This is a genomic window from candidate division KSB1 bacterium, assembly GCA_034506255.1.
Lineage (GTDB): Bacteria > Zhuqueibacterota > Zhuqueibacteria > Zhuqueibacterales > Zhuqueibacteraceae > Coneutiohabitans > Coneutiohabitans thermophilus.
This window is the reverse complement of the sequence record JAPDPX010000001.1, coordinates 578,848-605,847: the sequence shown is the minus strand read 5'-3', so window position 1 is coordinate 605,847 and position 27,000 is coordinate 578,848. Positions and strand designations below refer to the sequence as shown.

General features: G+C 58.8%; 18 protein-coding genes. 2 read left to right on the top strand and 16 right to left on the bottom strand.

What is annotated here, in order from left to right; translation table 11 throughout:
- Window positions 1-14: 14 nt before the first annotated feature.
- The 4 genes from ONB52_02525 to ONB52_02510 are packed head-to-tail and all read right to left on the bottom strand — an operon-like array spanning window position 15 to window position 9,535.
- The gene (locus ONB52_02525) at window positions 15-3,320 is read right to left on the bottom strand and encodes a hypothetical protein (GenBank protein ID MDZ7415017.1); all 3,306 of its coding nucleotides are present in this window, start codon (window positions 3,318-3,320) and stop codon (window positions 15-17) included.
- Window positions 3,317-6,751 (bottom strand): hypothetical protein, encoded by a 3,435-nt coding sequence (locus ONB52_02520; GenBank protein MDZ7415016.1) that lies wholly within the window; start codon window positions 6,749-6,751, stop codon window positions 3,317-3,319. Before ONB52_02520 ends, ONB52_02525 begins: the two co-directional genes overlap by 4 nt.
- Entirely contained in the window at window positions 6,744-9,155 is a 2,412-nt protein-coding gene (locus ONB52_02515; GenBank protein ID MDZ7415015.1) for a S8 family peptidase, read from the bottom strand. Before ONB52_02515 ends, ONB52_02520 begins: the two co-directional genes overlap by 8 nt.
- Entirely contained in the window at window positions 9,155-9,535 is a 381-nt protein-coding gene (locus ONB52_02510) for a hypothetical protein (protein MDZ7415014.1), read from the bottom strand. Before ONB52_02510 ends, ONB52_02515 begins: the two co-directional genes overlap by 1 nt.
- Window positions 9,536-10,232: 697 nt before the next feature.
- Here ONB52_02510 and ONB52_02505 point away from each other — a divergent pair.
- Window positions 10,233-10,598, top strand: coding sequence for a virulence factor (locus ONB52_02505; GenBank protein ID MDZ7415013.1), 366 nt, complete (start codon window positions 10,233-10,235; stop codon window positions 10,596-10,598).
- A gap of 1 nt (window position 10,599) precedes the next feature.
- Window positions 10,600-10,800 (top strand): hypothetical protein, encoded by a 201-nt coding sequence (locus ONB52_02500; protein ID MDZ7415012.1) that lies wholly within the window; start codon window positions 10,600-10,602, stop codon window positions 10,798-10,800.
- Window positions 10,801-10,978: 178 nt separating this feature from the next.
- Here the strand turns inward: ONB52_02500 and ONB52_02495 are convergent, their stop codons facing one another.
- From ONB52_02495 to ONB52_02440, 12 genes are all read right to left on the bottom strand, one after another.
- On the bottom strand, window positions 10,979-11,941 hold the full coding sequence (locus tag ONB52_02495) for a tail fiber domain-containing protein (protein MDZ7415011.1): 963 nt from the start codon (window positions 11,939-11,941) through the stop codon (window positions 10,979-10,981).
- Window positions 11,942-11,968: 27 nt separating this feature from the next.
- The gene (locus ONB52_02490; protein MDZ7415010.1) at window positions 11,969-12,526 is read right to left on the bottom strand and encodes a hypothetical protein; all 558 of its coding nucleotides are present in this window, start codon (window positions 12,524-12,526) and stop codon (window positions 11,969-11,971) included.
- 12 nt (window positions 12,527-12,538) lie between these two features.
- Window positions 12,539-13,486 carry a hypothetical protein gene (locus ONB52_02485; GenBank protein ID MDZ7415009.1) on the bottom strand — a complete coding sequence of 316 codons (948 nt, stop codon included), beginning with the start codon at window positions 13,484-13,486 and terminating at the stop codon, window positions 12,539-12,541.
- Window positions 13,487-14,499: 1,013 nt separating this feature from the next.
- Window positions 14,500-15,678, bottom strand: coding sequence for a hypothetical protein (locus ONB52_02480; protein MDZ7415008.1), 1,179 nt, complete (start codon window positions 15,676-15,678; stop codon window positions 14,500-14,502).
- A gap of 130 nt (window positions 15,679-15,808) precedes the next feature.
- Window positions 15,809-16,549, bottom strand: a complete 741-nt coding sequence (locus ONB52_02475; GenBank protein ID MDZ7415007.1) for a hypothetical protein — start codon at window positions 16,547-16,549, stop codon at window positions 15,809-15,811.
- Window positions 16,550-16,600: 51 nt separating this feature from the next.
- Entirely contained in the window at window positions 16,601-18,709 is a 2,109-nt protein-coding gene (locus ONB52_02470; protein MDZ7415006.1) for a phage tail protein I, read from the bottom strand.
- Between the two features lies 1 nt (window position 18,710).
- Window positions 18,711-19,601: a hypothetical protein gene (locus tag ONB52_02465; GenBank protein MDZ7415005.1), complete on the bottom strand. Its 891-nt coding sequence runs from the start codon at window positions 19,599-19,601 to the stop codon at window positions 18,711-18,713.
- A gap of 92 nt (window positions 19,602-19,693) precedes the next feature.
- On the bottom strand, window positions 19,694-20,653 hold the full coding sequence (locus ONB52_02460; GenBank protein MDZ7415004.1) for a hypothetical protein: 960 nt from the start codon (window positions 20,651-20,653) through the stop codon (window positions 19,694-19,696).
- Between the two features lie 13 nt (window positions 20,654-20,666).
- Window positions 20,667-22,643, bottom strand: coding sequence for a putative baseplate assembly protein (locus tag ONB52_02455; protein ID MDZ7415003.1), 1,977 nt, complete (start codon window positions 22,641-22,643; stop codon window positions 20,667-20,669).
- A 39-nt stretch (window positions 22,644-22,682) separates the two neighbouring features.
- Window positions 22,683-22,955, bottom strand: coding sequence for a hypothetical protein (locus tag ONB52_02450; protein ID MDZ7415002.1), 273 nt, complete (start codon window positions 22,953-22,955; stop codon window positions 22,683-22,685).
- A gap of 248 nt (window positions 22,956-23,203) precedes the next feature.
- A complete protein-coding gene (locus ONB52_02445) occupies window positions 23,204-26,578 on the bottom strand; it encodes a putative baseplate assembly protein (GenBank protein ID MDZ7415001.1) in 3,375 nt (1,124 codons plus the stop codon).
- Window positions 26,575-26,997 (bottom strand): GPW/gp25 family protein, encoded by a 423-nt coding sequence (locus ONB52_02440; protein ID MDZ7415000.1) that lies wholly within the window; start codon window positions 26,995-26,997, stop codon window positions 26,575-26,577. The genes ONB52_02445 and ONB52_02440 overlap by 4 nt, the downstream gene beginning before the upstream one ends.
- Between the last annotated feature and the right edge of the window lie 3 nt (window positions 26,998-27,000).

Below are 27,000 nucleotides of genomic sequence, written 5' to 3'. Positions count from 1 at the left end.
ATTTGGTCGTGCCTTCATGAGGATTGCTTCAACATCTCTGCGGCGTGCACGGCGACCAGCACCGGCACCTGATAAAGAATGTAAGCCACTTCAGCAGCATGGGTGTCGGCATGCCAGCGAAACCGGCTGTCTTCCTGATACTGCGGCCGGGCCTCGCTGCCGCTGCCCGGATCGGTCAACGTGATGCTCTTCTCACCGAGGCGCAGAAACCTGCTGTTGGCAAAATCGTTGAGCACGTCAGTCCAGGCGAGATCATTCCAGGTGTGGATTGTGGCCTGCGGTGCGGCCTGCGGCAAATCAAGACCAAAACGGGGCTCGCCTGGCCGTTCTTTAATCACGAAGAACCAGCCGGCATCTTCCTCGCCGTTCACGATCTGGCCGCCGCGCGCCTTTTCCGCAGTCAGGTCAAAGCCGAAGAAATAGATGTCCGGATCGATCCTGGCTTCGTAGAGCGGGGTCTTCACAATATCGCGCGGTGGATTTGCCTCCTGTGCCGGCGTGAGCGGCATCAGCCGGCGGGGCCGGGTTTTGTCGATTTTGCCGTCGCTGGTGCGCTCGAAGGCAGCACGATGCGCATAAATCACCGCGGTCGGGTACTTCTTCAACAATTCGCCGCGAATCACCAGCACCAGCTCTTCCTCCTTGTCGCCCTGCGCCTCGCGATGGTCATGATCGCCCAGTGCCGAGTTTCTGGACCAGCGATGCAACTCCGGAATGTCGCGCAGCCGTTCCCGCAGCGCTTCCGGATCGGCAGCCGCCTCGGCCAGAAAGCCGCGCACGTCCCAGAACTGCCGGAAGTAGCTGCCGCGCTGGTCCGTGGGATATTCCCGCCACAACAACTCGCGCGCAAATTCGTGATTCAGTCCCACCATGTATGACTCGATGAATTTCTGATTGGTCTCGAGCAACGTGATGGTGTTGTTTTGAATCAACTGCAGATTGGGGAGGAACATCTCGCTGGAGATGTTCTTCAGCGGCTCGTACATCGGCTGGTCGATTTCCGGATAAGCCATCACTTCGCCGAAGGACTCGACCAGTTGGCCGCGCAGGCGGGGTGGAATCACCAGCGTGGCCAGCGTGCGCCGCGGAATCGTGACCATGGGCTGAAGATTTTCGAGCATGCTCGAGGCCAGCCCGGGCAAATCGAGCGGCTGGCGCACGCGCACGGGAAGCTCGCGCTCGGCCACGTCCACGGTGTAGAGATTGCGCAGCGCGCCTTTGAAGCGCACCGCTTCCGCGCTGTCTCTGCCATTGGTATTTGGCGGCGGATCCTGGCCCGGCACGCCGATGCGAAAATCCGGACTTGCCGGCAGTTGATCAACACTCGCAGGTGTGCGGGTTTCCGGGTTGAGCGCTTCCGCGGCACGGCCGCGCTGCAGAATACCGTTGAGCCAGCGCGTCAGCCATATCGCGCCCGCAAACAAAGCCGCGCCAATTATACTCGCCACGGCTTTATTGACGAGCAACAGCACGAGGAAAATCAGCAAGGCGAGCGCGAGAGGCGCGAAGCGCAGCCAGGGCCGGCGCAGCAAAAGTGCCAGCCACTTCTCCGGCAGCTCGCGCGGCCCGAGATCTTCGGCGACCTTTTCGCCGGTCGGCAGCGCCGGCGCAACCACTTTCGGCGGTGCGGCAGACACTTCACCGCGATTGGCGCGCGCCAGCAGATTGCCGCGATGCCGGCCGGCGTCGAATCCCACCAGTTGCGCCACCCGGCCGCGCGGCCGCAGCGCCTGGCGCATGGCCTTGGACAGCAGCGTCACAGCCAGCGTGCTCTGTTGCACGTGATGATGCAGCGTGAAGCCCTGTGCGACCACGCGCCGTTGCACCGGTGTCACCAGCGCGACGAAACGCTCCGGCGTCGATTGGTTGATTGCCGTGAGTTCGCGGGCATGCCAGACTTGGCTGGTGAATTGCGCCATGTGCGCAAAGCGGATTTTCTGATTGGCCTCAAGCACGCGGCCGACCTGTTGCCAGGCCGCCTCCATATAGTTTTCTTGATTCTCCTGCACCACTGCGGTACCGAAGCCGGCGGCGGTGCGATGGCGCGGATCCAGATTCAATTCCTGCACCCACTTCGCTTTTGCCGGATCACCCTCTTCCGCGACCAGGCGCTGTGTCTCTGCATGCCAACGGCCGTAGAGTGGCGGCACGACCAGCGGGTCTTCATCTGTCTCCACCTCCGGACCGAGACCGCTGCCGGCATTGGCCTGCTCCGCACTTTTGTCGGTGTAGTCCCGTGCCAGATTGATCAGCGCCGCGAGCGCGACTTGGAAGGCATGGGGATAAGGTTTGCCCCACTGCTCATGCCGCTGATACTCTTGAAGGTCTTCCTCACTCAGTGTGGCGAGCGGCGGCCGCAACGCACCGCCCAGGCGCAGAATGCCGCCAAGCTCGGGAATGCCGGGGAGACTCGCGCCCGGCGACTGCACATCCATGTCGCGCCGGCCCACGCGCGGATCCACTGTGCGCGGCTGCAGCAGCCGCACCAAATACTCGAAATCGCCCACTGTGCCGGTACGAAAATACCAGCGATGATAGACGGGAAAGAAATCACCCTCCACCCTGCCGGAATAACTCTCCCAGGCGCTCTGGGTGGCAAATTGTGCCGTGTCGGGATCTTTCCCCAACCCCGCCAGCCGGCCGGTTTCAAAAGAGGGAATCAGAAAGGCATGATAAGCGGTATTGGGTTTCAGAATGCGCGGGCACAGCAAACGCGAATAGGCCAGGTCGCGGTTGGCGCGCACAGTCGCATCGAGTTGCGCCGCCAGCGACGTGGTGTCATTGGGATCGCCGGTCATGCCACCGTTGACGTGCACGTGGGCCCACGCCCAAAGCTGGTCCGCCGGTGGAAATTTCTGCGCGGCCTGCGCCACCTCGATGTAGGGCAGCGGCCGCCCGAGCCGGTTGTTGCCTTCATTGAATTCGCTTTCTTCCAGCACCACCAGCGCCAGCCAGGGCCGCAGCCGCAGTTGATTGGATGAAGGCCGGGCCGGCGTGTAGCGCCAGGGAAAATCTTCGTCATAGAATTCCACCAACGGCAGGTAGTTGCTTTCGAAGTTGGTGATATAATGACGCGGCTCGGTGCGCACGATCGCTTTGAGATCGATGCCGATGATGTCCCCGGGGCCATACAACTGCACGGCGCGCGGCACGGTGGCAGTGGCAGTGCCGCCGTTGAGTTGTTCCCCGTTGATTTGCAGGCGCACGTCGATGGAGGCACGCGCTTTCACCGCGGTGTCTTGATCCGCCTCGCGCAGGAAAATGCCCAGCCCCTGCCGCGCCCAGGGAAGAAATGAGTAAGAGGAGATTGGCGTGCTCATGCGGCTCGGTTCACCTCCGCTTCGGGAACGACGTGAATGACTTCCACAAGCTCGGGCGAGAAGCGCAGCAGGTTCGCCACCTGCGCCTGGGCTTCAGCAAAACTGCCGAAGCTGGCCTGTGTTTCATACGCCCGATTGTCGGCTTGAAATGCAACGGTATAGGCCTCGGCGGCGATCTCGACCCTGTCGGCAAAGGGCCGCAACTGCTTCTCGGCAGCGAGGGACACCGCGGCGCGCGTCACTGCCGCGCCACCCCGGAAGTGCGTGAACAGCCCGTCCCAAAATTTGAAGAAGCGCAGCCGCACGCGTTCAAAGGCGGTGTCGATGATAACGCTCTCGTAACGCACGTTGCGCTGCGCCAGCGGACCCGTGGCCCAGGGCTGGCCCGCGGCACCCAGTTCAACCCCGCTTTCCAGCGGCTCAAACGCCGGCGCCGACAGCTTGGCGGCATCGTCCATGTCGCGATACTGCGCCGCGGCAAACTTTTCCCGGGTGGCACCTTTGACCGCGAGGCCGCCGGTTGCCACCGCCACCGTCACCTTCTTCACATCGGACGGCTTTTGATTGCCGATCTTGTCGAGCGGCAGATTCAGCGGCGCAAAACGCTGGCTGATTTGCAGCGTGCCAACCGGATGCAACACCAGCACCCCGGCACTGCCCAAATCGCGCAGGCTCACAAACAACTGTCCCGCCGCCGGCAGCGTCGCGCGCCAGCTCTCGAGCTTCTCAAACTCGGCCTGGATCCGCGGCAGCACAGCGATCGGCGGCAGCGTCTCCGCGCGGCGCTCACCGAAGGTGACATCAACGTCCACTGAAATCGAGAAGAACAGCAAACTGATCTCGGCTGAGCCTTTCACATGCCAGGGTGTCGGTCCCTCGAGCGAGCCGCGCAAGTGCACGCCAAACACGCCGACGCCGAAAACCTTGACCGAGAATCCGGTCGAAACCACGACGATGAAGTAAAACGGCGAGAAGCGCAGCAGGGCATCAAAGCTGAAATAGCCCTCCACGCTCAGCGCATCAAAGCCAAAGAACATCTCGCTGCGGCAGCCGATCTGCACGGTGTTGGAAGTCACCGCAAAATAGGTTTCCGCCCGCACCCGCGCCCAGCTCTCGTTGATCAACGACAGCGAAAGCCGCGCCGGCGAGGGGAAGGGCAGCGGCGGCGCCGTGAAGCGCGGATGAAAACCGCCCACCGACAGGACGAAGTTGGGATTGTCGCTGTAGTCCAGCAGCAGCCCCATCTCGCCCTCGAGCGTGATGAACAGCACCCGCGACTCATAGAGCGTGGCGAAAAACCAAAGCCGGCGCTTGTCAAATTCCAATGCACCGAGGAAGGACACCTGCAGAATCAGCACCGCCTGCTCGTCAGTGGGCAGCGCCACACGCAGACGGCCGAGAATGACAACATTGCCCGGCATCTCGATAATGACGCCCAACGCCACGCTGATCAGCGTCGGCGTGCCCCAGCCAATCTTGGCCATGGGTCCGATCAGAAACGTACCCTGGTACGGCGGGAAAATGGTGCGCAGATCGCTCAGAATCTTCGGCGCGTTGGCGATGATGTTGGTGGGAAACAGAATGCTGTTCACCGCACCGGTGCGCACCCCCTGCGCCAGCGGCTCCAGCAGTGCCCGGCGATGCAGTCCCAGCAATCCACCCACCCCCAGCAGCGTGAAGCCAAAGCCGAGTTGGAAACCGGGATTGAATTCTGCCGTGATGATCACCAGCAGTGAAAAGCCCGGCTGGCCTCCCGGCAACTTCGTGTTGATCAGGCCAATGGCTTTGAGAGAAAGAAAGCCGCTGACCGTCAGCTCCAGCGCGCCGGCGTATTCGCCCTTTTCAAAATCAAGATAGAGATAGCCGCCGCCCTTGACCACGCCAGCATCAATGGCCAGGCCAATGCCATTGGGTGGTTTGAAGGCAAACGCCACTCCCGCCGGCCCAAGATTGCCGCCGCCGCGCGGAAATGTGAAGGTGGCAATCAAACCCAGCCGGTCGACCGAAGCGCGCAGCGGCCCCAGCGCCGCGGAAAAACCGCCGGACAACTCCACCGGAATTGAGCCATCACTGGCCAGACCAGCTTTCAAGTAGAGCGACAGGATTTCCAGCGGGCCGAGCGTGACGTGTGCGGGCAGGGCGATTTCGAGCGCAGCGCTGCCGACAAACGCCAAACCGCGACTCGGGCTCCAACTTGCCTCAACATCAAAGTTGGAGTCGAGATTCACGCCGGAGAGCAGCGAGCTGATGAATGAATCCCCGCCCTCCCCGCTGATCAGCATCCTGCCGCCATTCAGGGAAACGCGAAATTCCGGATCCAACACGGCGCGGCGGGACGCGGTGTCAAAGTGGGCGCGGAGCTGCCCTCCCAGCCCGGGGCTGCGCACTTCCAGACGGGAACCCTGCGCCGTGCCTAGCAGCAAAAACGGCGCGGCGGTGCGCGAGCGCTCAAGATGCATGGCCAGCAGGAAATCCACCGCACCGTTCGGCAAATCAAATTCGATATCGAACAGCGGCCGCAGCGTGGCGCCAAGATCAGCCGCGAGGCTGGCCTGGGTGGTCAGCTCAACTTGCCAGTCATCGGCACTGAAGGTCTCGGTGCGGGCAACTGAAAGGGGGAAACGCAGGGAGAGATCGACACCCGGCGGGCTGAAGCTGTTGTTGACCTCGGCATTGAAGGCAAAGGCTTCGAGCAGGGCCGGCGCACCGCCAGGTTGAATGATTTCCGCCGGCAGTTCGAACTTGCGCTCCAGCAGGTTGCGCAGCGCATTGAACAGCGCAAGGCCATCAAAGTCCGGCGCACCCCACTTGTACACCTCGCGCAACAGGCCGGCGGGATCGGTAAACAACTTCACCGCGCGATCGAAGCGGAACGTCTTGCGCGTGTAGGCACCATTAAGGGAACCAGCCGGCCCGCCGGCCTCGCGGACGATTTCAATGCCGCCGGTGGCAAGCAGCGGAATCGCGAGTTGCGGGAAACGCTGCTCGAGATATTCCACCAGCAGTTGGTTGAGCAGCCGCTCGACGAAGGCGCCGGCAAATGCCGCCAATTCCGCCCGCTGCGGTGCGGAAAGGCCGGGTGCGCTGGCGCTGAGATGTTGCAGCGCAGTCGCAACGGCCTGCGCAGCGTTCACCGAGGTCTTGATTTGTTCGAGCAGCGCCACACTGGTGGAGGCCACGCCCGCCGCATCATCCCGGCTGATCGCCGCGGTCAAATCGCGAATCAAATCAGTGAGGTTCGCCGCCGCGGTGGCGCTGGTGGACAATGCCGCCGCGAGTTCGTTCGCTCCGGCAATGCCATCCGGCAGCCGCAGACCAAGCCACTCCAATACCGAATCGGTTGACTCATCCTCGAGGCGGCGTGCCAGGGGTTCGAATACCCGCGCCAGTTCGGTTGCAAACAGTTCCAGAGTACCGGCGACATTACTCATGGTTGCTCCCCACGGCTGCCGCTGCGTGCGCTGCCAATGGTGCATTGAGCAAAAGGATCAACGCGGCACGCTGGCGCTGCAGGCTCTCCTGCAATTTGCGGCTGCCATAGCGCAGCAGCAGGTCACACCAGCGCTGGAAGAAATCGCGTTGCTGCCGGCTCAAAAGGGCGGCCGGCGCCTTAGCATCAAGGGCACCTTGCATGAGGCGCCAGAGCATGTGCGGACCTTCGCTGCGATGCCACAACGTCGCAACGCGGCGGTTGGTGTTGATCAGGCGCCGCACCTCGCTGAAGTGCCGGCTCACCGCTGCTGCCACCTCCAAGCCGTGCGGACACACACGCAGCCGGGCGCGCAATATGCGCAGCGTGGCCAAAAACTGCGGGCTGCCCCAGGCCCCGAGGTCTGCGCCAGCCGAAGCACCGTTGGATGGTACGTGGGCATGCCGCAAGCCGCTGCTGCCATTGAAACCGCCAGGCAGCAATGGCGAGGCCCCGCCGCCACCACCACCGCCGCCACCGCCAGCACTGCGCACGGAATTGATCGCCGCCTGCACGTCTAGTTTGCCAGCGCCCCAGGTGTCATCGCGGCCGCCAGCGGGCCGGTCGCGCGCGGTGGTCTGCAAATGATGCAAGATCTGCGCTTTGGTCAAAGTGGGATCTTCTTCCAGCAGCAGCGCCACGGCGCCAGCCACATGCGGGGCAGCCATGCTGGTGCCGGTCATGTCTTCATACAAACAGCAGCAAGCATCCGGGCAACAAGAGCAACAGTTGCCTGGGAGATTGGCGGCATCTGCCTTGGCCGAGGCGATCAACAAACCGGGTGCGGCAATATCCGGTTTCGGATTCGCGGCGGCATCGCGCGCCACCGGTCCGCGACTCGAGGAGGCCACGATGCCGGTCGAGGGCCAGCAGTCACAGCAGCCGGTGCGCGATTCGTGATTGGCAACGGAGATGGCCTCGCGGGCGGTCGCGGGAGTGCTGATGGTGGAATCGGAAGACGAACGGATTTTGCCGTCCGGAGGGTCGACCGCGGGCAGGAATTGCGGCGCATTGTCACCGCGCTCGATCCAACAATGAAAATGAACCGGCGTTGCGTTCGGGTTGGTGAGTCTGAGTTTCCAGTTTCCCGCAGGAATGTTTCCGGAAGCGGGCTTGTCGATCGTGATGAGGAAGTTGTTGTCGCGGCCATGCGGGCCGTTGATGGTGCCATCGATGGTCACCGTCACCCGGCGATTGCTGGAAGCCGTGGGATTGGCGATGAAAGAGCTGTCCGTGCCGTGAGTCACCACGCCGCTGCTGGTGCCGCCGGCGGCAATGACTTCCAGATTGAGTGTGCCGGCGCGATCATACCAAAGATCGAGATGAGCGTCATATTCGTGGCCCTCCCTCACTTCAAACTCGACCTCGCGCGTGGCATTGCCGGGCACGGTTCCCTTGACATGGCAGCGCGTATCAGCGAAGTTGCCCGCTGCCACCACCACGGCGCGTCCGGGACCTGCAGCCACTGCCGCATCGATCGCCCTTTCCACCGGCGTGGTGCCGTCATGCGGGCCGCGATTGACGCCCAGGCTGATATTGACCACCACCGGCTTGCCGGCAGCTTCGGGGTGATTGAAAATGTAATCCAATGCCGCAACCAGACGCACATTGGCACCGAGCGTGGCATGGGTGTAATCGTAGCGCGCCACAATAAGCTCGGCCCGCGGCGCAACGCCGACATAGGTGTAGGCACCATGACAGCAGGTCGCCGGAGCGCCGTCGCCGGCGGCAATGCCGGCCACATGGGTGCCGTGGCCGCTGGTCTCGCCGCGCGCGTTCTTGTCGAATGTCCGGATGGTTGCGGTGCCCCGCAAGCCCATGGAAAGCTGATCCTGTGTATATACCACGCCAATGCCACCCGGACCAGCCGTTTCGCCGGTTTTGGCCGTGAGCATCTGATCCCAAATGCCCAGGATCCGCGAAGTGCGGCCATCCCAATCCACAAAAACGCCGTGGCGCCAATCGATGCCGCTGTCGATAACGCCAATCACCACGCCCGCTCCCTTGCGCGAGGGCGAGCCGTTGTGAACGGCGGTGGCGCGAATTTCCGGCAGGCTGTAGTCGAGCAGAGGATAGTATGGTTGGGGACCTTCGGTGGCAACGACATGAGCGATCGCAGCAAGGTCCTCCAGGCGATCAACCGGGATCGAACCGGCAGCGATTTTGTAGCCTTCGCGGGGATGCTGCAGCAGACCAAAGGATTCGAAGCCGACAGCCGTGAGGTCGCTCAAATCGCCGGTAAACTCCACCAGCAGCTCGACTCGTTCCGTTTCTTCCCGCAGCAATGCCTTCGCCAGCGTGGCCGCCTTCTGCGTCTTCAAGGCTTGCACGCGCCGGCGCAGACCGGGATCCAGTTTGTTGATCATTACACCTCCGGCTTGCCCTCAGGGCCGCTTTGATTCGAATTGTCCTGCCTCTGCCGTGCCGTTGCGGAAGCCGGCAGTTGCAGCAGATTGTCCGGCTGCAACTGCGCCAGCGGCTGTGGGTGTTTGCTGCGCGCGAAATTGAAGAAGATCCGCAGCATTGCCCGCCGCCAAATGAGCGCAAGCGCGCCGGCGAGAGCGAGGATGAAAATCCAGGCCAGCATTCCCACGGACAGCGCCACGGCCACGCCCAACAACGGCAGAAGAATCGCACCAGCCACCAGCAGTACCAGACCGGCCAACAACAACACCATCAGCACCAGGCCGATTCGGACGGCGGGACTGACAGGTTTTTTCGTGGCAATCACAATGCGCACTGTCATGCAACAGGCTCAGGCAAAGAGATCTGCGTTTCGTGGTGATTTGAGGCGGTATAGGGTCGGCAGAATAGCGCACAAAAAGCCGGATGCGATTCTTGCCATGGGGTCCGGCCAATCATCCTTGCGAACTTGCCGACCGGCGCGTCCAACCTCCAACACGGAAGAATCGCGCCGGTGGCATTGTGCAGCATATGCGAAACGAAAGGCTGTGGGGAATGGACGGGCAATTGAGCGCGAGGAGCACAGCGCGAGCGTTCAGAGAAGAAACTGCCGCCGCATTCCGGACGGGTGTGGCGAAGCTAATATTTTTCCGATGGAATGCAAGAAAAATATCGCGGCTAGTTCGTGCAGAAGCAACCTGGCCACCCGGGCTACGTGACGCCGGTGTTGGGGGAATATTCTTCCGGCGCCATGCTGGTCTATGCAACGCTGGTGCAGACGCCGTCCACCACTTTTGGCGGCGCCATCAGCCCTGGCTTCTGTCCGGATTTGCCGCTCAGCAAACCACTATGCAAAGGCAGTGGTTTGGAATGGCAGTCCGGTCGCAAAGGCAAAGGCTTCAGCTTTCTGCCGGCTGCCAATCTTGAGGTCCCCTGGATCCCTTTGCAGGGAACCAGCGACCAAGTCTGCAATTCCGACTCTACGGCAAAATACGTCAAGCAAGTCAAACACGGTGAGCTTGTGATGCTGCCGAAAGAGAGTGATTCTCATCGGTTATTCTTTCGGCGCGGACGTGCTTCCTTTTGTCGTCAACCGGCTGCCGGACGAGTTGCGCGCCAAAGTGGAACTCATCGTCTTTCTCGGATCGAGCACAACTGCCCAGTTCGAGTTTCATCTCGCGAACTGGCGGGGGAGCACCGAGCAACGCACGCGCTTTATGGTGCAGCCGGAGATTGAAAAGTTGCGGAATATGAGAATGCTGTGTGTTTGCGGAGAGCAGGAAAAAGACAGCCTTTGTCAGAAGCCTGCGCCGGGACTGGCGAAAACCATGATACGAAAAGGCAGTCATCACTTGGACGGCAACTATGCGCCGGTAGCGGAGGAAAACTTAAAAGAGGTACAATAATGTGAGAGTCACCTTTCCATCGTTCGTGGAAATCGCGCTGCGCACAGCAGTGATCTACCTCATCATTATTTTGAAAAGCCTGCGCCTCACCGGCAAACGCGAGGTCGGCCAAATGATGCCGTTGGAGCTCGCCATGCTCATCCTGGTGGTGAATGCGGTGCAAAACGCCACACGAACAAGCCGTGGGCACGTACACGCGTGAGCGCGCTCACCAAAACCGTTTTAACCAACCGCATCACCCTCACTCGAACAGCCACGCTGTCTCCTTGCCCCCCTGTCCCCTGTCGGCAGAGCGGCGTAAAGGACTGAAGAACAAGTTGGTGGGCGAATGGGCCAGCTCCGCAGAATGAAACCAAATCGCATCAATCCTGCTTATCGTGTCAATCCTGTCCAATTTTCCCAGGGCTTGGCTTGCGCCGTCGCGTCGGAAGGCCTGTGGGACTGGTAGCGCTGCGCCTGGGCTTACGGCGAGCGGGTTGCACTGTCATCGCTTTCGCTGAAGCTTTGCGCACCGATACCGTTCTTGGGGATGTCCCGGCCTGCCGAGATTTGGCTGATTCAGCGAGATCTTTGTAAGCAGCCTCCAAAACACCCACTCGTTCAGCCACCGCCAATATCGTCGTTTGCTGTTCCTTCACCACGCTGGTCAGCACACCAATGATGTCCATCAGGCTGATCATTGTTCGGTCGGCGCTGGCGGCAATCGCGGGCACCTCCTCAGCGATGAACCCAACATGGCATCTCTGCTCTCGCTCACCCCTAAAAACAAACTTTACCGGCCTGAGGTTTGTCAATATCTCCACTGCCTCCTGGCTGGAAAGATCGTTGATGTGCTCTTTGTTGACCAAGGATGAAGTCTGGTAGACACCAAACAAATCGATAGAGGCCATCGGGGCCTGACTATTGCCGGTATGAAAATGAATGACATTGCCGGAATGCAGCCTCAAATTGTAGGCAGTGTGTCGCGTGCCAACCGTTTCATAGGGAAAAGGAAAGCCGATATCACCGGGCGGATCCATGCCGATGGCGATGCCGTTCACGATCGCGCCTGCGGGTACGTGCACGCGTGCAGCGGGGGCAGCCGTGCCGATGCCAACGTTGCCGTCATTGCGCACCGCCAGAAGACTATTTTGCGCCGCGTTGTTGATAAGCAGCGCCAACTTGGACGCATCACTCGTCTCCCCCTGGATTCTTACGGTTTCTTGATTATTTTGGCGGGTGCCAAAGCCAAAATGGCCGTCGCCATCGATTCGCAATCGCTCTTTTCCTTTTGTTGCCATAGCGATGCTATTGGCATCAGGATAGTAAAAAACGGTTTTCAGAAGTTTTTCAAATTCAGCCATTGGAGTAGTCCTTTCGTAGCGAGCCTATTACTGCAGCCGCAACACGGTCACGGCCGGCGGTTCCGGCAAATTGAGACGGCTGAAATGCAACGCGACCTCAACCCACTCCGGCAACGGGCTGGCGGCGGCATAGAGCAGCCACCCCTCCGCGAAAACCGGAATGTCAGGCACCGTGCAAACCGTCTCTTTTTTTTCTGCGGCCCATTGTGCATATCCGGCAAAACGGCCATAGCCTTCTACTTCACCAATTGGACTCACACGGAATCCCAGCGCACGCAACGAATCCAGCGGCAGAGGCCGGAGTTGTCTCAATTGTTCGGCGCTGGGCATTTCCTGGGTCACAAAAAAGATGATCGCCGCCGACGGCTCGTCTGCCGGCCGGGAGAGATCGAGTTGCTGCAAAATCGGGAACACCGACTCCACGCCGGCAATTTTCAACACGTGGGTGGGCGGCATAGCCAGCGGCAAGCGCAAGGGCCCGACAATGGGATAGTAGTTCTTGTCGCAGCTTAGTCCCAACAATGGCAGCAGAACCGCCACCAGCAGAATTCTGCCTGATGCCGGTATTCGAATGCGTTTTGTCATAGCGTTTCCTTGTCAGAGCTTGCCGGCGCGCAGTTCCACAATGAACGGATCGTATGCGGTCGTGGGCCGGCCGGAGGTGAGCGCGAGATAGAAATCGCGCGCAATATCGCCTTGCTGCTCGCGATTGAAGTCGCGCAAATGCTTGCCTGCTGCGAAAGCCGCCAGCAGGCCGGCCTCGCCGCCATAGCCGTAGCCGCCGGTGGCTTGCGCATGCAGCGCTTCACCCATGTACTGGCTGCCGACGTGTTCGTATTGCGAGACGTGAGTCAGCTCATGAATCAGCCAGGCCATGTCGCTGTTGCCGGGCGCAGTTTTGATCTTCTGGTTGAAATTGATGGTGTGGAAAGTCGTGACTCCCATGCCGCCGCCGCCACTGAACAAGGAGCCGAGCCATGCGATCAACGAATACTCATCAATGCGCACCTGCCAGTAACTGATACTGCTGCCGAAGACTTTCTTTGCCTCGGCGATTTCGGTGGAAGACAGCGTGCGCGTGTTGAACTTGATGATCTGCCAAAGCAAATCCATGATCTCACCGATGCCGATCACATCCAGCAGTTTGGTGATCAGCCTGCCGAGCCAAGCGGCGCCGGAGAGAAAGCCGTTCCAAATCCACTGCGCGAAACTCTTGATCCCGCGCACGGTTTTGATGCCGTGCCACAGCCATTTGACGATGCCCACCGCTCCGCTGCCGAGATGTTCGATGATCCGCCAAAGTCGCAGCGGCGCTTTCGTGAAAAGATCCCACACCCAAGCGCCGCCGGCCTTGAGCACATTCCCGCCCCATTGGCCCACGGCTTTTGCGCCCTCCCAAATTGCACCGCCTACAGCTTTCGCGCCTTCGCCAATGGCTTTGCCGCCTTTCTTGATTCCCTCCCAAAGACTGCCGAAGAACCCACGTTGCACCATCGGCCTGCCGGTTTTCTGGATGTCAATTCCCTTGCGGTGCAGCGTTGCCATTTGGCCGTCTTGCTGAACGACGTGGGTCAGCTCATGCGCCAGCAATTGCTTCCCGGTTTGGGTTTCTGGCGCATATTGCCCCGCCCCAAACACCATGTCGCGTCCGACTGTGTAGGCTAGCGCGTTTACTGTCCGCGCTGATTCCGCCGCGCGTGCATCCGTATGCACCCGTACCTGGCTGAAATCATATCCAAAACGTGGTTCAAAAAATGCACGCAGAGATGGCGACAAGGGCTGACCACCGCCGTGGAGTGCATTGATGTATCTTTCAACAGATGGGGATATCGCCGGCGTTCTGCCAGAGGTCTCCTTCGCCTGGATGGTTTCTTCTTCATCATCCCCTTCCAGCTTTACTGCCATCTGCCGCTGAATAAGGGGCGTAATCCACGAGGCCAGTGGTTTTCTCTGCACCGTCTTTTCTTCTTCGGCACATTTGGGACAGAGACCCTTCCCGCTGGCGCATTCCGCACACTTTCGTTGCACCATCACAGACGCCTTTTCCCGCTGTCTCCCTCTCCCCCACTCTCCCTCTCTCGAAACCAGCGGCTCCGGCATGCGCATCACCTGCTCTGCGACCCGGTCTGCTTCCTGTTCGTACTCGTCCCCCGGCTCATTGACTTGGAGCCTGGCTTGAAGAATGCGACCCATGGCTCGGTTGCCAATCATCGAATGAAGTTGCAACTGCGACGGACCCGAGTCATAAGCCGGCGATTGCGGCTGGCGCAGGGGAAAAGCGCTCGTGCGCTCCCTGGCCTCCGATGCCTTCGTTTGACTTGCGTGCTGGCGTGCCATGAAATTTCAACTCCTGATAAAAAACAGCGGCGCGCAGTTTTGTTCAAGCGCTTGGGCGCGGCCTTTGGGTTTTCAAAAATTGCACTGTTTCACGTCCACAGGGGGCGTTGGAGAGAGGGCATTTGAAAAAACAATCCTGCTCACCGGGATTTTGTAGCACAAGCTGCCAGCTTGCCTTCGGTGGCAGCCTGGAAGCTGCACTGTGATTTACCCGTTTCGTTTCACGCCTCCGGACTTCTTTTTCGCCTGGGTCTGGCTTCGGCTTCTCTACCTTCTTCCTCCGACGCTTCTCGCAATCGCGGCGGCTGGCTGCTCTCTTCCCTCGCAACCGCTGCAGCAGTTCTGCTCACCTCCGCAACGGTGAGAATTTTCTCTGCTCGGGCAAACGAACAGTCTGGATTGATCACGATCACATCGCGCTCCCCCGGCGCGGCCTCTGTCGCCACATTCACGCGGAGGCTGAATCCATTCGGCCAGTCAGTGGCACGGGCAAAGGAATTCTTGATTACAGAAATGCCCTTGCCCAGCATGACCCTCAGGCCCTCTTGAAACCCCTCCCCTTTAAAAGTCAAGGTGACATTCGTTTGGCCTTGACTGATCGGCGCGGGCGTGACGCTCGTTATGCTGACGCCTCCGGCACATTGCCAATGAAAACCGCCGAGCGCTGCAACCAATCGCCGCGGCGTACAATTATCAATCAATGCGGGCCGGCCGTTCTCATCCAACTCAATGCACGCCAGCACCACCCACGGCTGCGATGGGCAGGGCCGGCAGGCCGGATTGTGAGTGTGGGGAGCCATAAAAAGCTCATTCCAAGCCGGCGGTGTCTCGCTCGCCGCCCTGATCTGCGCGTATTCGGTTTCAGTCAGCACGCGGATCTCGTAGCCATCCCGCCAGCGCAAAAATTCACAGCGGCTTTCGTCGCAGCCACAGCCCACCGGCTGCACGCGCAGCGGCCGCACTGCCATTTCTTTGTACTTGACGGCGACGTAATATTTCGCGCCGGGATCCCGCTCCATCCAGACTTCGCTGCACCAGGGATCGCGGCTCATGCCGCAAGGATCAGCCGCTGTGCCGGTTACGCCGCTTTGCCGCAGATCGAACTCATGCTCGCACGCAATGATGATCTCATCGCCGTATGGCCCCAGCACGTACCCCGGACAAACCCGCACTTTCCAGGGCTCGATGCCACCGTTGCCGTTTGTCGTTGGCACCGGCCCGACCAGCGCGCCGCAGACCACGCCCCAGCCATGCAGCAGGCGATTGTGCATCCGCATGCGGTTGCGAAAATAGTCCTGCTCCATAATCATGTCTTCGGGCGTGATCAACTGCCGGGGGAAGTAACGCGGACGCTCCACAGCCGGAGTGTCACACAGCATGTCTTTTATTTGGTCTCTCATTTTCGTCATCCTTGAAATAAGGCGTTATGCTTGAGACGTAAAGCGTATTGCGTAACGCAGACATCTTGTCTGCAAACCAATGCAGGCAGGATGCCTGCGCTGCAAAATCTTCGCGGTCATGGGCCAATCATCACTTCCCGCGCCGGCCTTGAAGCAGTTCTTCCGCCAATCCCAGAATCAGCTCGTACAGCAAATCGTTTGAATAAACGATCGGGCGATGTTCAGCATGCACATCTTCGGAATGACAAATGCCATCGGGCGGAATAAAAATGTCGCCCAACGGAATGCAGGACTCCGGCGGGGGAGGATCGCATTGCCGGGTGATCCAATTTGCCAACGAAGTGAATCGAATGCGGTGGGCCGCGATGAGATCGTGCAGGGAACATTCGTGGGGCGGTTCCGGCACCCGTCCGGGTCGCGCGAGCAGCTCGTAACGTTCGCGAATGGTATCCGGGGCGCAGGGTCCGGTCTCATCACATTCGGCCGCGAGCACCGGCGTTGGGTCGCTGTCGCATTCGTGATAAGCCAGACAGAGATGGATCCATTCCTCCTCGCCCTGCGGTGCGCCGGGCAGTCGTTCACAAGGAATGGGATGCGAAGGCCGGGGCACCACGATCTCGCGCCCCCATTTATCAATCGCGACGCCGGGCTGCACGATAATGTGATCGCGCTCGTCGGTCAGAACCAGATCCAACCCACAGATCACGCCGTAGCCGGTGATCAGGCGATTGAGCAGCGCGCGCTTGCCATTGAAATACTTCTGCTCCATTGTGAAGTGGCGCGCGTCGAGCAGCTTGCCGTAAAAATAATGGTTGCGTACGGGGGTATGCAACGCCCCCATGAGCTGGCCATTGTCATCATGGTGAGCCATAAATGATTCTCCTTCAGTTCAAAATATTTTCAAAACCAGGTTGAGTAATCGTCAATACACTCGTGTGCTCACGCCAATTTGGCTGCGCTCGCCAATGCGGCCGGCCGGAATGCCGCTCAGTGAACTTCTCTTGCGCAACTCTTCGTTCAGCCGCAAGACTTCCGGCGGACCGGCGACAACAGTATCGATGCCGACGCGGGATTGCAAGCCAACTCGCATGCGCGGTTCAATGACGCACAGATGATAGTCGCTGTGCGCCGGCTTTTCCCGGCCGATGAGACTGCGAACCTTTTCCTCCTTTTCCGCCGTGTTGACTTCGCCACGGTAAACGTGCACGGCAAACTGGTGGGCGACCGATTCAAACAGGGGCGCGCCAAATTCTTCGTTGGTGATCAGATGCGATTGATCCAACGTTGCCGTTGTTCCCACGACCGCGCCTTGGGCATGCGCCGAGGCCAGCATGGTATCAAATCCCAACGTGGAAGTTTCGCCGAGCGACCAAACGTGCAGATGGAGGATCGGCTCGAGAATATGAGTTCGAATGCCGGCAAAACTCTCCAGACTTTGGCGCAGCCCCCTGGCCGTGCCGCGCCAGCCACAAGCCGCGAAGGCCTCGGCGATCGTGCGCCGGGCAAGCGCCTCGGACCAGTTCTCATCGATTTCCAGCGCCAGCCAGCCGGCCAGCCAGGGAAGAAATCCCCGCGGCGCTGCATACGGATCGAAAAGCGCCGGCAGCTCCCGGATTTTCCTTTCTCCCTCCTCAAAGAAGCTCTCGAACAGAGACAGCGCCGCGCTCAAGAAAGCCCGCCCGGCCTCGTCGTTCTGATAGATCGCCGGCAGATGGTGCAAGTAGGTCTCGTGATCGTAACTCACTTGCATCTGCGACAGGCGCGGCGAGCCGGTGCCGTCGCCGCTCAGGCGCGCGCCCAGGTAGAGATGGCGGGCCTTGGGCTCTTGAATGAGCAGATCGAGTACATCAATCGGCCGTTCGTGCTGCGGGGTGAAAAGTGTGGCCGGATCTTCTCCGGGCTCGGATTTTTCGGTCATGAGGTAAAACTGAATATGCGATTCTGCCGGCAGAGGCGCGGCCCACGTCTGGAGTCGATGCCAGACGACCTCGTATTGGCCAACCTCCAGAGGTCCGCTCCAAAAATCGCCGGCGGTTAGATATCCCGCCTCACCGGCAAGCCACACCGGATGCCGGGCCTCGCCGGTATGCACAAGAAGATTCCCGCGATGATCTGCTGTCAACGCTGCCACCGGGCCATGAAATCCCACGGCCGCGCCAACCTCCGAGCCATCAAGATCATATTGCACGACCCCCAGACGGCCGTTGTCTCCGAGATAGATCGCGGAGGCAGTGACTACCATTGCCAGCGGCCTCTCCGCATTTTGCAAAGTCACTGCATGAATGAAGGCTCCTGAAATATCGAACTCGAGCACCTGAGCCTCTTCGACCGGCGCAAGTTTATGGTCGAGAACAAAAACCGTCTCGGCATGTCCGCTTTTTGCGACGGCAAGCGCCACGGGATTCGTAAGCCTCCCGCTGCTCTCCACGGCTGTCCAAAATTCTGCTTCCACCTGTCCGAAGCGATTGAATTTTTGCAGCAGTTTTCCTTTGCGGCTGAGCACGTAGATATTGCCTTTCACATCACCGGCCAGGGCGATGGGTTCATCGCAAAGGCCCGGCTGCGGCTCGCCGGTGTCGCCGCGATCGCCCCAAATGTCGAGCATCTGCAACGAAGAAAGATCGAAAATTTGTACGCGATGGTTGCCGGTATCCGCCACCATCAAGGCGTGGCGCTTTTGGTGGATGAACAAACCTCGCGGCGCGCGGAATTGTGTCGGCAGAAATCCCTCGCTGCCCAGACAACGAACGACTTGTGGTATCCCTTTTTCATCACAGGGATCCACCCGCCAGATTTGATGGTTCTCCGAGTCACTGAGAAAAATGGTTCCATCAGCAGCAGCGGCGATGCCTGCTGGTAGATCCGGCGGCAGCAAGCTCGCAAGGTTTTCAGGCAGAACGCGAATGGCTCGGGGTACGGCGCGCAGTTGCAGCTCGCCCTGCGGGTTGATTTCCACGTTGTTGAGGTGAAAGCCGGGCCAGCGGTTGTCGCGATTCAGATAGAAGAAATTGTTTTTGTCATTTCCGTTCATTTTAGCCCTCGATGCCCATCCAGACAATGTGCCAATCGGAAAAAAGCGCCTGATTGATATCTACTTTTGATTCATCCTTCGCCAGGGATTGTGCCAAGAGCAGGACATTGACGACAAAACTTTTGGGCTGCGGGTCAACAATATTGACGAGGCCATCGATCACAATTTCAACGACAGATGAGGTCCCAAATTCGCCCGCCGGCACGGTCACTCGTTTTTTCCTCGGCCCCAAGATATGTGCCGAATAGCAAGGGGTGGTGACAAAGCCTGCGGCATCGGTTTCAATCTTTGCACTCAAGTCGCGCGGAATGATGGTTGGCTGGACAAGGGAGCCTGCCCAATTATCACTAAGTTTCCAGGCCGTGGGATCAACCACGCCACATGCAATGTACGGCTGCTTGGCCGGCCGGGCGCTGCGGCGCTGCACAACGGAAAGGTCCTTGTTCAACTGGCAATTCAGCACTTCGGCTCGCGCCAGCACGATCTTCATGCCGGTGAGAACGTCTTGTTTGAGTCTCACATCCACGGGCTGGCCGTTGCCATCCAACTTCACCCAGCAAAAAATGGGCTGTTCGCGCAAACGAACCACACCCCGCGGCAGGCAAATTCCCTCCCGTGTCTCGGCCTCTTCCAAATCCGAGTCGGCAGGATAGGAGACGGTGAGAGCAAAAAAGACCGGCGCGCCATCGTCCTCACCGGCCACCGGCGGAATTTGTTGAACCCAGCTCTCGGTCAGTACGATCTCCCGGCCGAGTGCATCGATAACATAACCCGGCATGATCGTGACTTCACGAGCGCCTTTCTTGCCGATGACCGCAAAGCCGCTGCCGATGCCCGGCTGATGCAGGCTTTGATTGTGCAGCCAGCGCATCTCCCGGTTGAAAGCTTCCACTCCCTGCAAGTCCGAGGCAAAGAACCGCTGGCCGTTGAAGAATTGCAGCCGCTCGAGAAAACGGGTCTGTCCAGGAATTTCCATGGCGTCACCTATTTGCAAACTTTTTCATCATGTATGAATTCCGGCTGAATCCCCAGCCAGCAGACAAAGAGTTTTTGCCGCTGCGCAAAGGCCAAAAACTCGGTGTCAAAATTTTCCTTCGTCGTCTTTCTTCTCGTTAAACTCGGGATATCGAGATGTGGCATCCAAAGACGAAAAGTGAAACCCTTGATGGAGGCCGCATCGATATGCGCAAAAGGAGCTGGAAAGAACTCTCCGCGAATCTGATCCCACAGTGGCCCTTGCAGCCAGGCAAAGTAACAGGGTACTTGTGTAAAGCCGGCCGCAGAGGTATCGATCTCGGCCTCAAACCCCAGCTTGATTGGCTGCCCGGTTCTATCTTGAATGCTCCATAGTTTCCACGGCGTATTTCCGGGAATGGTGGCGCCACGGGCGATACAAGGTCGGGCGAGCGGTTTGGAAAGCGCCGGGGTAAATTCGGGATCGAGGGAAGGGAGTTTGCCAGAATAATTCACGCGCGCCAAGGGAACGCCGTCCCGGACCTCCACGGCATGCGAGGGCTTCCACACCAATTCCGCTTGCGCTTGCAATGACGAAAATTCAGGCCCGATCCAGGCACTGGCGATTTCATTTCTCTTGGGAAATTGCGCGGCATCTTTATATCGGATGAGCAGGGTCATGGCGTTTTCATCTTCCGGCGGCATGGCCGGAACCGGAACTTCCTGCGTGCTCCGCAGAATCAATTCCCTTCCGAAGCAGTCATAAGCCACCCCGCAGGTGACACGAACGGCGGTCATTACATTATTGGCGTCGAGCACGGAGGATGTTTGCAGCCCCAAGCTCAGGCCAAAGGCGTTGTGCACGGCGCGGTTGTGCCACCAGCGTCGTTGCGCTTCGATGGCAAGCTGGTCGTTGAGGTCACGGCTGCGCAGCGTCTGGCCTTGCCAATAGCGCACCCGTTGCAATTCCGTTGCACAAAGATCAGACATTGATTTGCTCCAGTTACAACCAATCGTTGCACGATCTCCGGCGGGGGCCAATACTTCCGCGGAAGCTGCCCACCACTTCGATTTGATGCTGGCCGGCCTCCACCAAGCCGAATGGGCCCAGGCAAATATTGCCGCATTGCGGCTCGCCGTCTGCGGCAATCAGCTCCAACGAAAGCACATGATCCACGCCTTCGGTTTCGTCAATCACCTGCAACACTTCCGAACGATAGACCTCCCGGCCAAAAGGCCAACCGTTACCATCGGGGCCGCCCTCGAGCGGATGAAAAAAAAGATTCAGCGCGGCGATGATCTTTTGCCGGAGCTCGGATATGTTTATTCCCACACAGGCCCGGACCTGTGCACGCACGGCAATTTTCAGATACTGTGGCCCGACCACCTCCACGCGCGTTCCGATCACCCGGCGCCGGTTGAGATAAGCTGCCACGGTCTGCCGAAGCTCCCGGCTGGGCATCGGCCGCGCACGCGGCAGATAGGGCAAAACGATGAGCGTGATTATGCCCGGCGCCTTGCAACACGGAAAATTGGGATGAATATTCGGGCGAGCCGAAACGCGCGCCAATTGCACCCCGGGCGTTTCTTTGGCCAAGGTTTCATAATCCGCCAACGTTACGGCCCGCTGCGGCTTTTGCAGCCATTCCAGGGCGCGACCTGCCGCCTGTGTGACGGTCTCGGCGGCAGCGCCGCCCGCAGCCGCAAGCGGATTGGTGACGACGAGTTCTCTTTTCGCCCGGTCAAAATCATTCTTCAATAAGGCGCGATTATGGACTGAATCAACCAATTTGACAATCGTTTTCTTTGGAAGATTTCCAGCTTCTGCCCGCGTGGCGCGATACGTGACGAAAACGGGAACGTCTTTTGGCAACACCCGTCCCTTTTCGCCATCACCGAAGGTCACCAGCCCTTGGGTCGCATCAAGAAGGAAGTGCGGATCGCTGCGGCTCGAGGCATCGAAGTCAGGGCGAAGAGTCCAGATGCGCCATCCCTCCTGCTCGAGAGTGAACAAGCCGAAGCCGGATTCCTGCACGGGCTTCTCAGATAAAGTGAATTGTTGCTGCGGCGTTCCGGCGCCGTAGCCGAGCAATTCTGCCGCGATGCTCAGTTCTCCGGTTTGTGTGACGGATGCCTTTTTGTATTCCAGCACCATGAAGGTGGGCAACGTTTCATTATCCCTCACGAAGGCGAGCTGAGAGATTTCTCCTTGCGCGTTGAATTGTAAAAGCAAGCCCACGCTCTCCCCGGGCGCCGGTTCCAGTCCTTCTGCCGCAACTGCCCTGGCAATCGTCCATTTCACTACGCCGACAGGAGTGGCCTGCTCGACTTCAACGCCATTCAATGTGATATTTTGCATGATTGGCGGCGCCTCGTAAGCGCCAGCCACAAAACGACAACGCAGGTAATAAAAATCGGATTTGGATTTCTTCCCCATTGCAACCGGAATCTTGACGAGCACGCGGCCATTCAATGTAAACGCCCGCGTGTCATCTTCGACCTCACCGGCTGTCGGATCCAAACGCTGCCATTCTTCCTGTTCATTGAAGAATTCCCAGACCGTATAAACCGAATGATGTGGCGGCGTTTCTTCAGTTTGCTCTTTAAGAGAAAGGGGCAATGGCGGCTGACATTTATCAGGCAATCTTGGTGGAGCACAGGCCTTTTTGCGCGCTCTGATTTCCGCGATCAGCCGCTGGCGTTCTTCGATCCCGGAGCGGGAATGAGAAAACGTGAAAAACAGGCTTACCGGCACTCCCGGCGGCAACGAGCGGCAAAAACCCAAATACAGCGTGGCGCCGGGCCTGGGGTTGTCACCGAAAATCTCAATTGGCTCTCCAAGCTGCAAACGAGAAGACAGATCACGAAATCCCTTTTCGTCCGCGACCTGAATGGCAAGCAATTGATTTGATATAACGTCAAGTGCGGCCAAATTTCGGAAAAGAGTCCGCTGTCCGAAAGCGTCATTTCCTGCAAACATGAGGCCGGCTGGCAAGTGCAGAGTGGTGTTCGTGTCCGGCTAGGCAAAACGCAGCACCGAGTGCGCCGGGCGTGGCGGTTCGGGCCGGCGGCCAATGAGCGCCAGGAACTTGCGCCGGTGCGCTTCCGGAATGCGGTTGAGCTGGTAGATATCCATCTCTGCGATCCAGGCGAGAAGCTCGATCAACGTGATTCCCGGATCGTGGATATTGTGATCGGTCCATTCCGGCGCATAAAGCGGGATCAAGGCCCGGCCTTCTTCGACCAGATCAATCCAGCGACGATCATCGAGATTTGGCAGTGGTAAAGGCATCTCTATCTCACAAGGGTCTAAACAAGATTTTCAGGCAAGCTGAAAACTTGAGTCCCACAAACGGGACAGCATCGGATTTGATGCTAAAGCATTACACTCCGGTTCAGATGGCTGAACTCATACCTTATTTAATGATTTTGCCCCAAATCGTTTTGCCTTTAAATCCGTTGGCAGCGTTTATCCGTTGGACATAAAAACTCACAATTTTTTCCAACTTTTGCTGCGCAATGACCTACCGTAGTTTTGGATCATGTTAACTTGATTCTGATCTCGCCGGCGACCACGATGCGATCTTCCGGCACTTTGAGGCTTTCCCCTTGCGGCGCTCCGTTCCACAAGAGGGTCAATTCCTTCACAAAGTCAACGCCCTCCACCCGTTCCAAAACCGCGGCGACGTCCGAGAGAAAAACATCCCGGCCCAGTTCCCAGCCATTGCCTTCGGGACCGCCGTGCAAGGGATGGAGAAAATTTTCCAAGGCGGCGCGGGCCCGGTCTTCCACCGCACCGGCTTCAGCAGGAGCAAGCGGGATGATGGTGACTTGAACGTCGATCGGAAAATACTCCGGCCCGGTGATATAAATCCGGTTGGCCGCAGCCAAATCCGCCGCCGCGTGCGCTGCGATGAACTTTCGCACCTGCTCCCGCAAACCAAAAGAGGGCTGGGGCCGTGGCTCCCGGCTTTGGGGAATAATCAACACCGTCACCCAACCCGGCCGTTTGCGGCCGTTGGCATCGGTTGTCGGAATCGCACGAGCCACGGCCACCGCGGGAGAAGCTTCTTTGGCCATGGTTTCGTAATCACGCGCTGAAAGTGCACGTCCGCGATGGCGCAACGTCTGCGGCCCGCGGTGGCTGAACCGTTCCAGGGTTTCCGCATCGGCGCCTCCTTCGGCAGGCGAGGGATTGAAAACCGTCTCAAGTCCGCCGATGGCGCCCTGCATTTGGGTGATGCTCCTGGCTGCCACGTTGCCGGCAAGCCCGCCCCCGGAGCGATACTGTTTCGCCAAAATCGCTGCTCCCAACGGTGGAATCTTTCCCCGCCCGCCATCGCCGAAGAGCAGCCGGCCGCGGGCGCGTTCCAAAACGTAGTGGCGATCATCGGGGCCGGAGAGAAAAAGATGGCGCCGGCTTTCCCAGCGCACCCAAACTTCAGTGACCTTCTTGTTGCGGTCGCGCCGCAAGCGCAAATCACCTTTTTCGATATCGGTCTGTGCTCCTTCGCTGCCCAGGCGGTCTTCCAGCTCTTGAACGATGCGGGCATTGCCGCCGAAAAGCTCCATGGCCACCATTCGCCATTCGACATTGGCGCGCGCGCCCGCCAGCTCACGCACCTCGATGCGTTCTCCCTCCAAAATCGGAATCTGGCGAAAAGCAAAAACCTGATTGGGCTGTCCGTTGCTGGCGCCCAGAGGTTCGTCGGTGATGGTTTGCCGCTGCGCTGCCCAAACCGCATTGGGAAAAATGTTATTCACCATCGGCTCGCCGGGCGGCCCATCCTCTTTGAGCCGGGCGCGCAGCCAATGCAAGGACGCGTTGAAACGGGCCAGGGGCTGGCTGTCTTCAGCGGCAATGAAGGAGACCATGCCCGGAATGCGCAAGTAACGGGTTTCATCCTCGACCGGCAAATTGCGCCATGAGCTGCCGTTCCAATATTCCCACAACAGCGCCGGGCCCTGCGACTCTTCGCGTTGTTCAAGAATGTCAAAAAAGAGATTGAGACGATCGACCGGCAATTTTTTGTCGAAACCCAGGTAGAGGGCTGGAGTGACATCGCTCACCGGTTTGAACGGTTGAAACGTTCTTCCCGGCAAACTCGCTTCTGCGGTACGATCTTCGTATTGAAAATCATTGTAGGTCAAAACCTGCTCCGGATGAAATGGGCCGTATTGCCAGGTGTAGCCGAGAGGAAAGACAACTAACGCCGGTGGCTGGCTGATGACATAAGTGAAGGTGTTGCTGTTGAAGGTTAAGGTCTGCTTAAATCCAAAACCCCCACTCACCAGCCGGACCCGCATCCACCGGGCTTCTTCATCGTTGACCGTGGTTTTCTCCAGATCCGGCGGAATCTGCAGCTCGATCACATCCGTTTTGCTGAAATCCAAAGGCGACTTCTGAGTTGGAACGCTCGGATTATTGGAATAAATCAATAGCGCGAGCCATTCGCGCCCGTTCCAATATTCCCAGGAGACCGTGTGGGCAAGAAGCGTTGCTCCGGTTATCGCCTGATCATCTTGCGGTGTCCTGGTGGGAATGATAGCGATTCGCACCCTCGCCCCTGGCTTGTTGAAAATTTCCTCGTTATGGAAATAGAACGTTGAACCCGGCTGAGGCTGCAAACCCAAGGGATGGAACGGTTTCGATACATCCAGCGCCTCCGCATCGGCAAAAGCTTTGTCCGGGCTGAGGCCAAGGATGTTCAAGGTGAGATTGAGCTCGAGGTCTAGACCATTATCAACAAATTGCTGCCTGACAGACGCGAGCAGGTTGGAAAATGGAATTTCGATCTCGTATGTCTTTCCGGGTGCAACATTAGGAAACGTATAATTTCCGTTTTGATTGGTCGTGGCAGTGACTTGCGTGAAATTAGGGTCATCGGGACTGGTTAGCCTTACCTCAACGCCCGCTAGTGGCTGCCCGGCTTCATTGATCACGACACCCGATATTTGTCTCGCAGCACCACTAGATGACGCGACATATTGAACCAAAGGTGTCAAGGAAGCTTTGAGCGACTGATCGATGACATTGCTCAATCGTACAGCTTCCACCTCGGGGAGGACTTTGACCGGATCCGGCGGCAGGGGTTCCGTCAACCGTCCGCGAATCCAAAAAGCTTCAATGCCATTCACCGCAGTTTTAGCGGTCTCGGCGCAATCGGTTTCCAGACGGAAGCGGCCGCTGCGGGTCAAGCCGTTGGTGCCATCCAGTTTTTGCTGCCTGACCTCCATGCAGGTCGGATGCATGGCTTTGAATCCGCGCCAGATCTGGCCGTCCCAGTATTCCCAAAGAATATCGAGAGGCTCGGTGCTGAGTTGGGTCAGCTCGAACTCCACGTCGAGATTCACTTTTCCGGCCAGCGCCAGGAGAACATTGTGCGCAAGGTAGATGATATGAGGCGTGTCTTGCAATCGCAATTTCTTGAACGGCTGAAAGGATTTGCCTGCCAAAAAATCCGCACTGTGGTTGATATACTGATCTCTCCCCGGCCACAGACTGATGACTTCAGTTATCCGCGCCGCTGCCAATCCCGCCGCCCGCTCGGTCTCGAAAATAATTTGCTGGGTACTTTCCAGTGGTGGCGGAGAGACCAGTCGTGTTCCCGCCGGAACCCGGCCATCACTTGCCTGCGCTGACAACTGAAAAACCATCGGCGCGCGCGCGGCCTGAGCGGGAATGAGGTCAATTCCCACCCCATCCAAAAACGCCAGCTTGTTTTTTCCCGGCGCCTGGTTCAAGCGCTGAAGGATGGCCTCCAGATAGCGGGCAAAAATCCACAGCAGCGCAACGTCGGCTCCTTTCTCCGGTGGTTCCCACTCTGGCAGGTAGCCCGGCCGTCGCGCCAGGATTTCTTTCACAATCTGCAAAGCGTCGCGGGAGTCGAGCAGTTGTCGGATTGACGGCTTCACGCGGCTGCTCCCTCTTCAAGATAAAATGGGTAAACGAGATTATGACGGACATTGGTGGCGCGTACGCGATAGTGCACATCGATGAGCAATTTGTGACGCTGTGCCGCATCGGAGGTCACTTTCACTTCTTCCACGTCGATGCGGGGCTCCCAGTCGATCAGCGCCTCTGCCACGCGGGTTTTGATCAGCGCCATGGTGGTGGTATTCACCGGCTCGAAGACGAAGGCGTTCAGGCCGGCGCCGAAGTCCGGGCGCATCACGCGCTCGCCGGGATTGGTTCCCAAAATGATGCGAATCGCCTGGCGGATGTCTTCTTCGTAAACCGCCTCCGCAATGGTTCCATCAGCCTCCAATTTTGGCGGAAAGGCCCAGCCGACGCCGAGGAAGGCTTTCGCCGGATCTGGTTGCAGACCATTCATCTT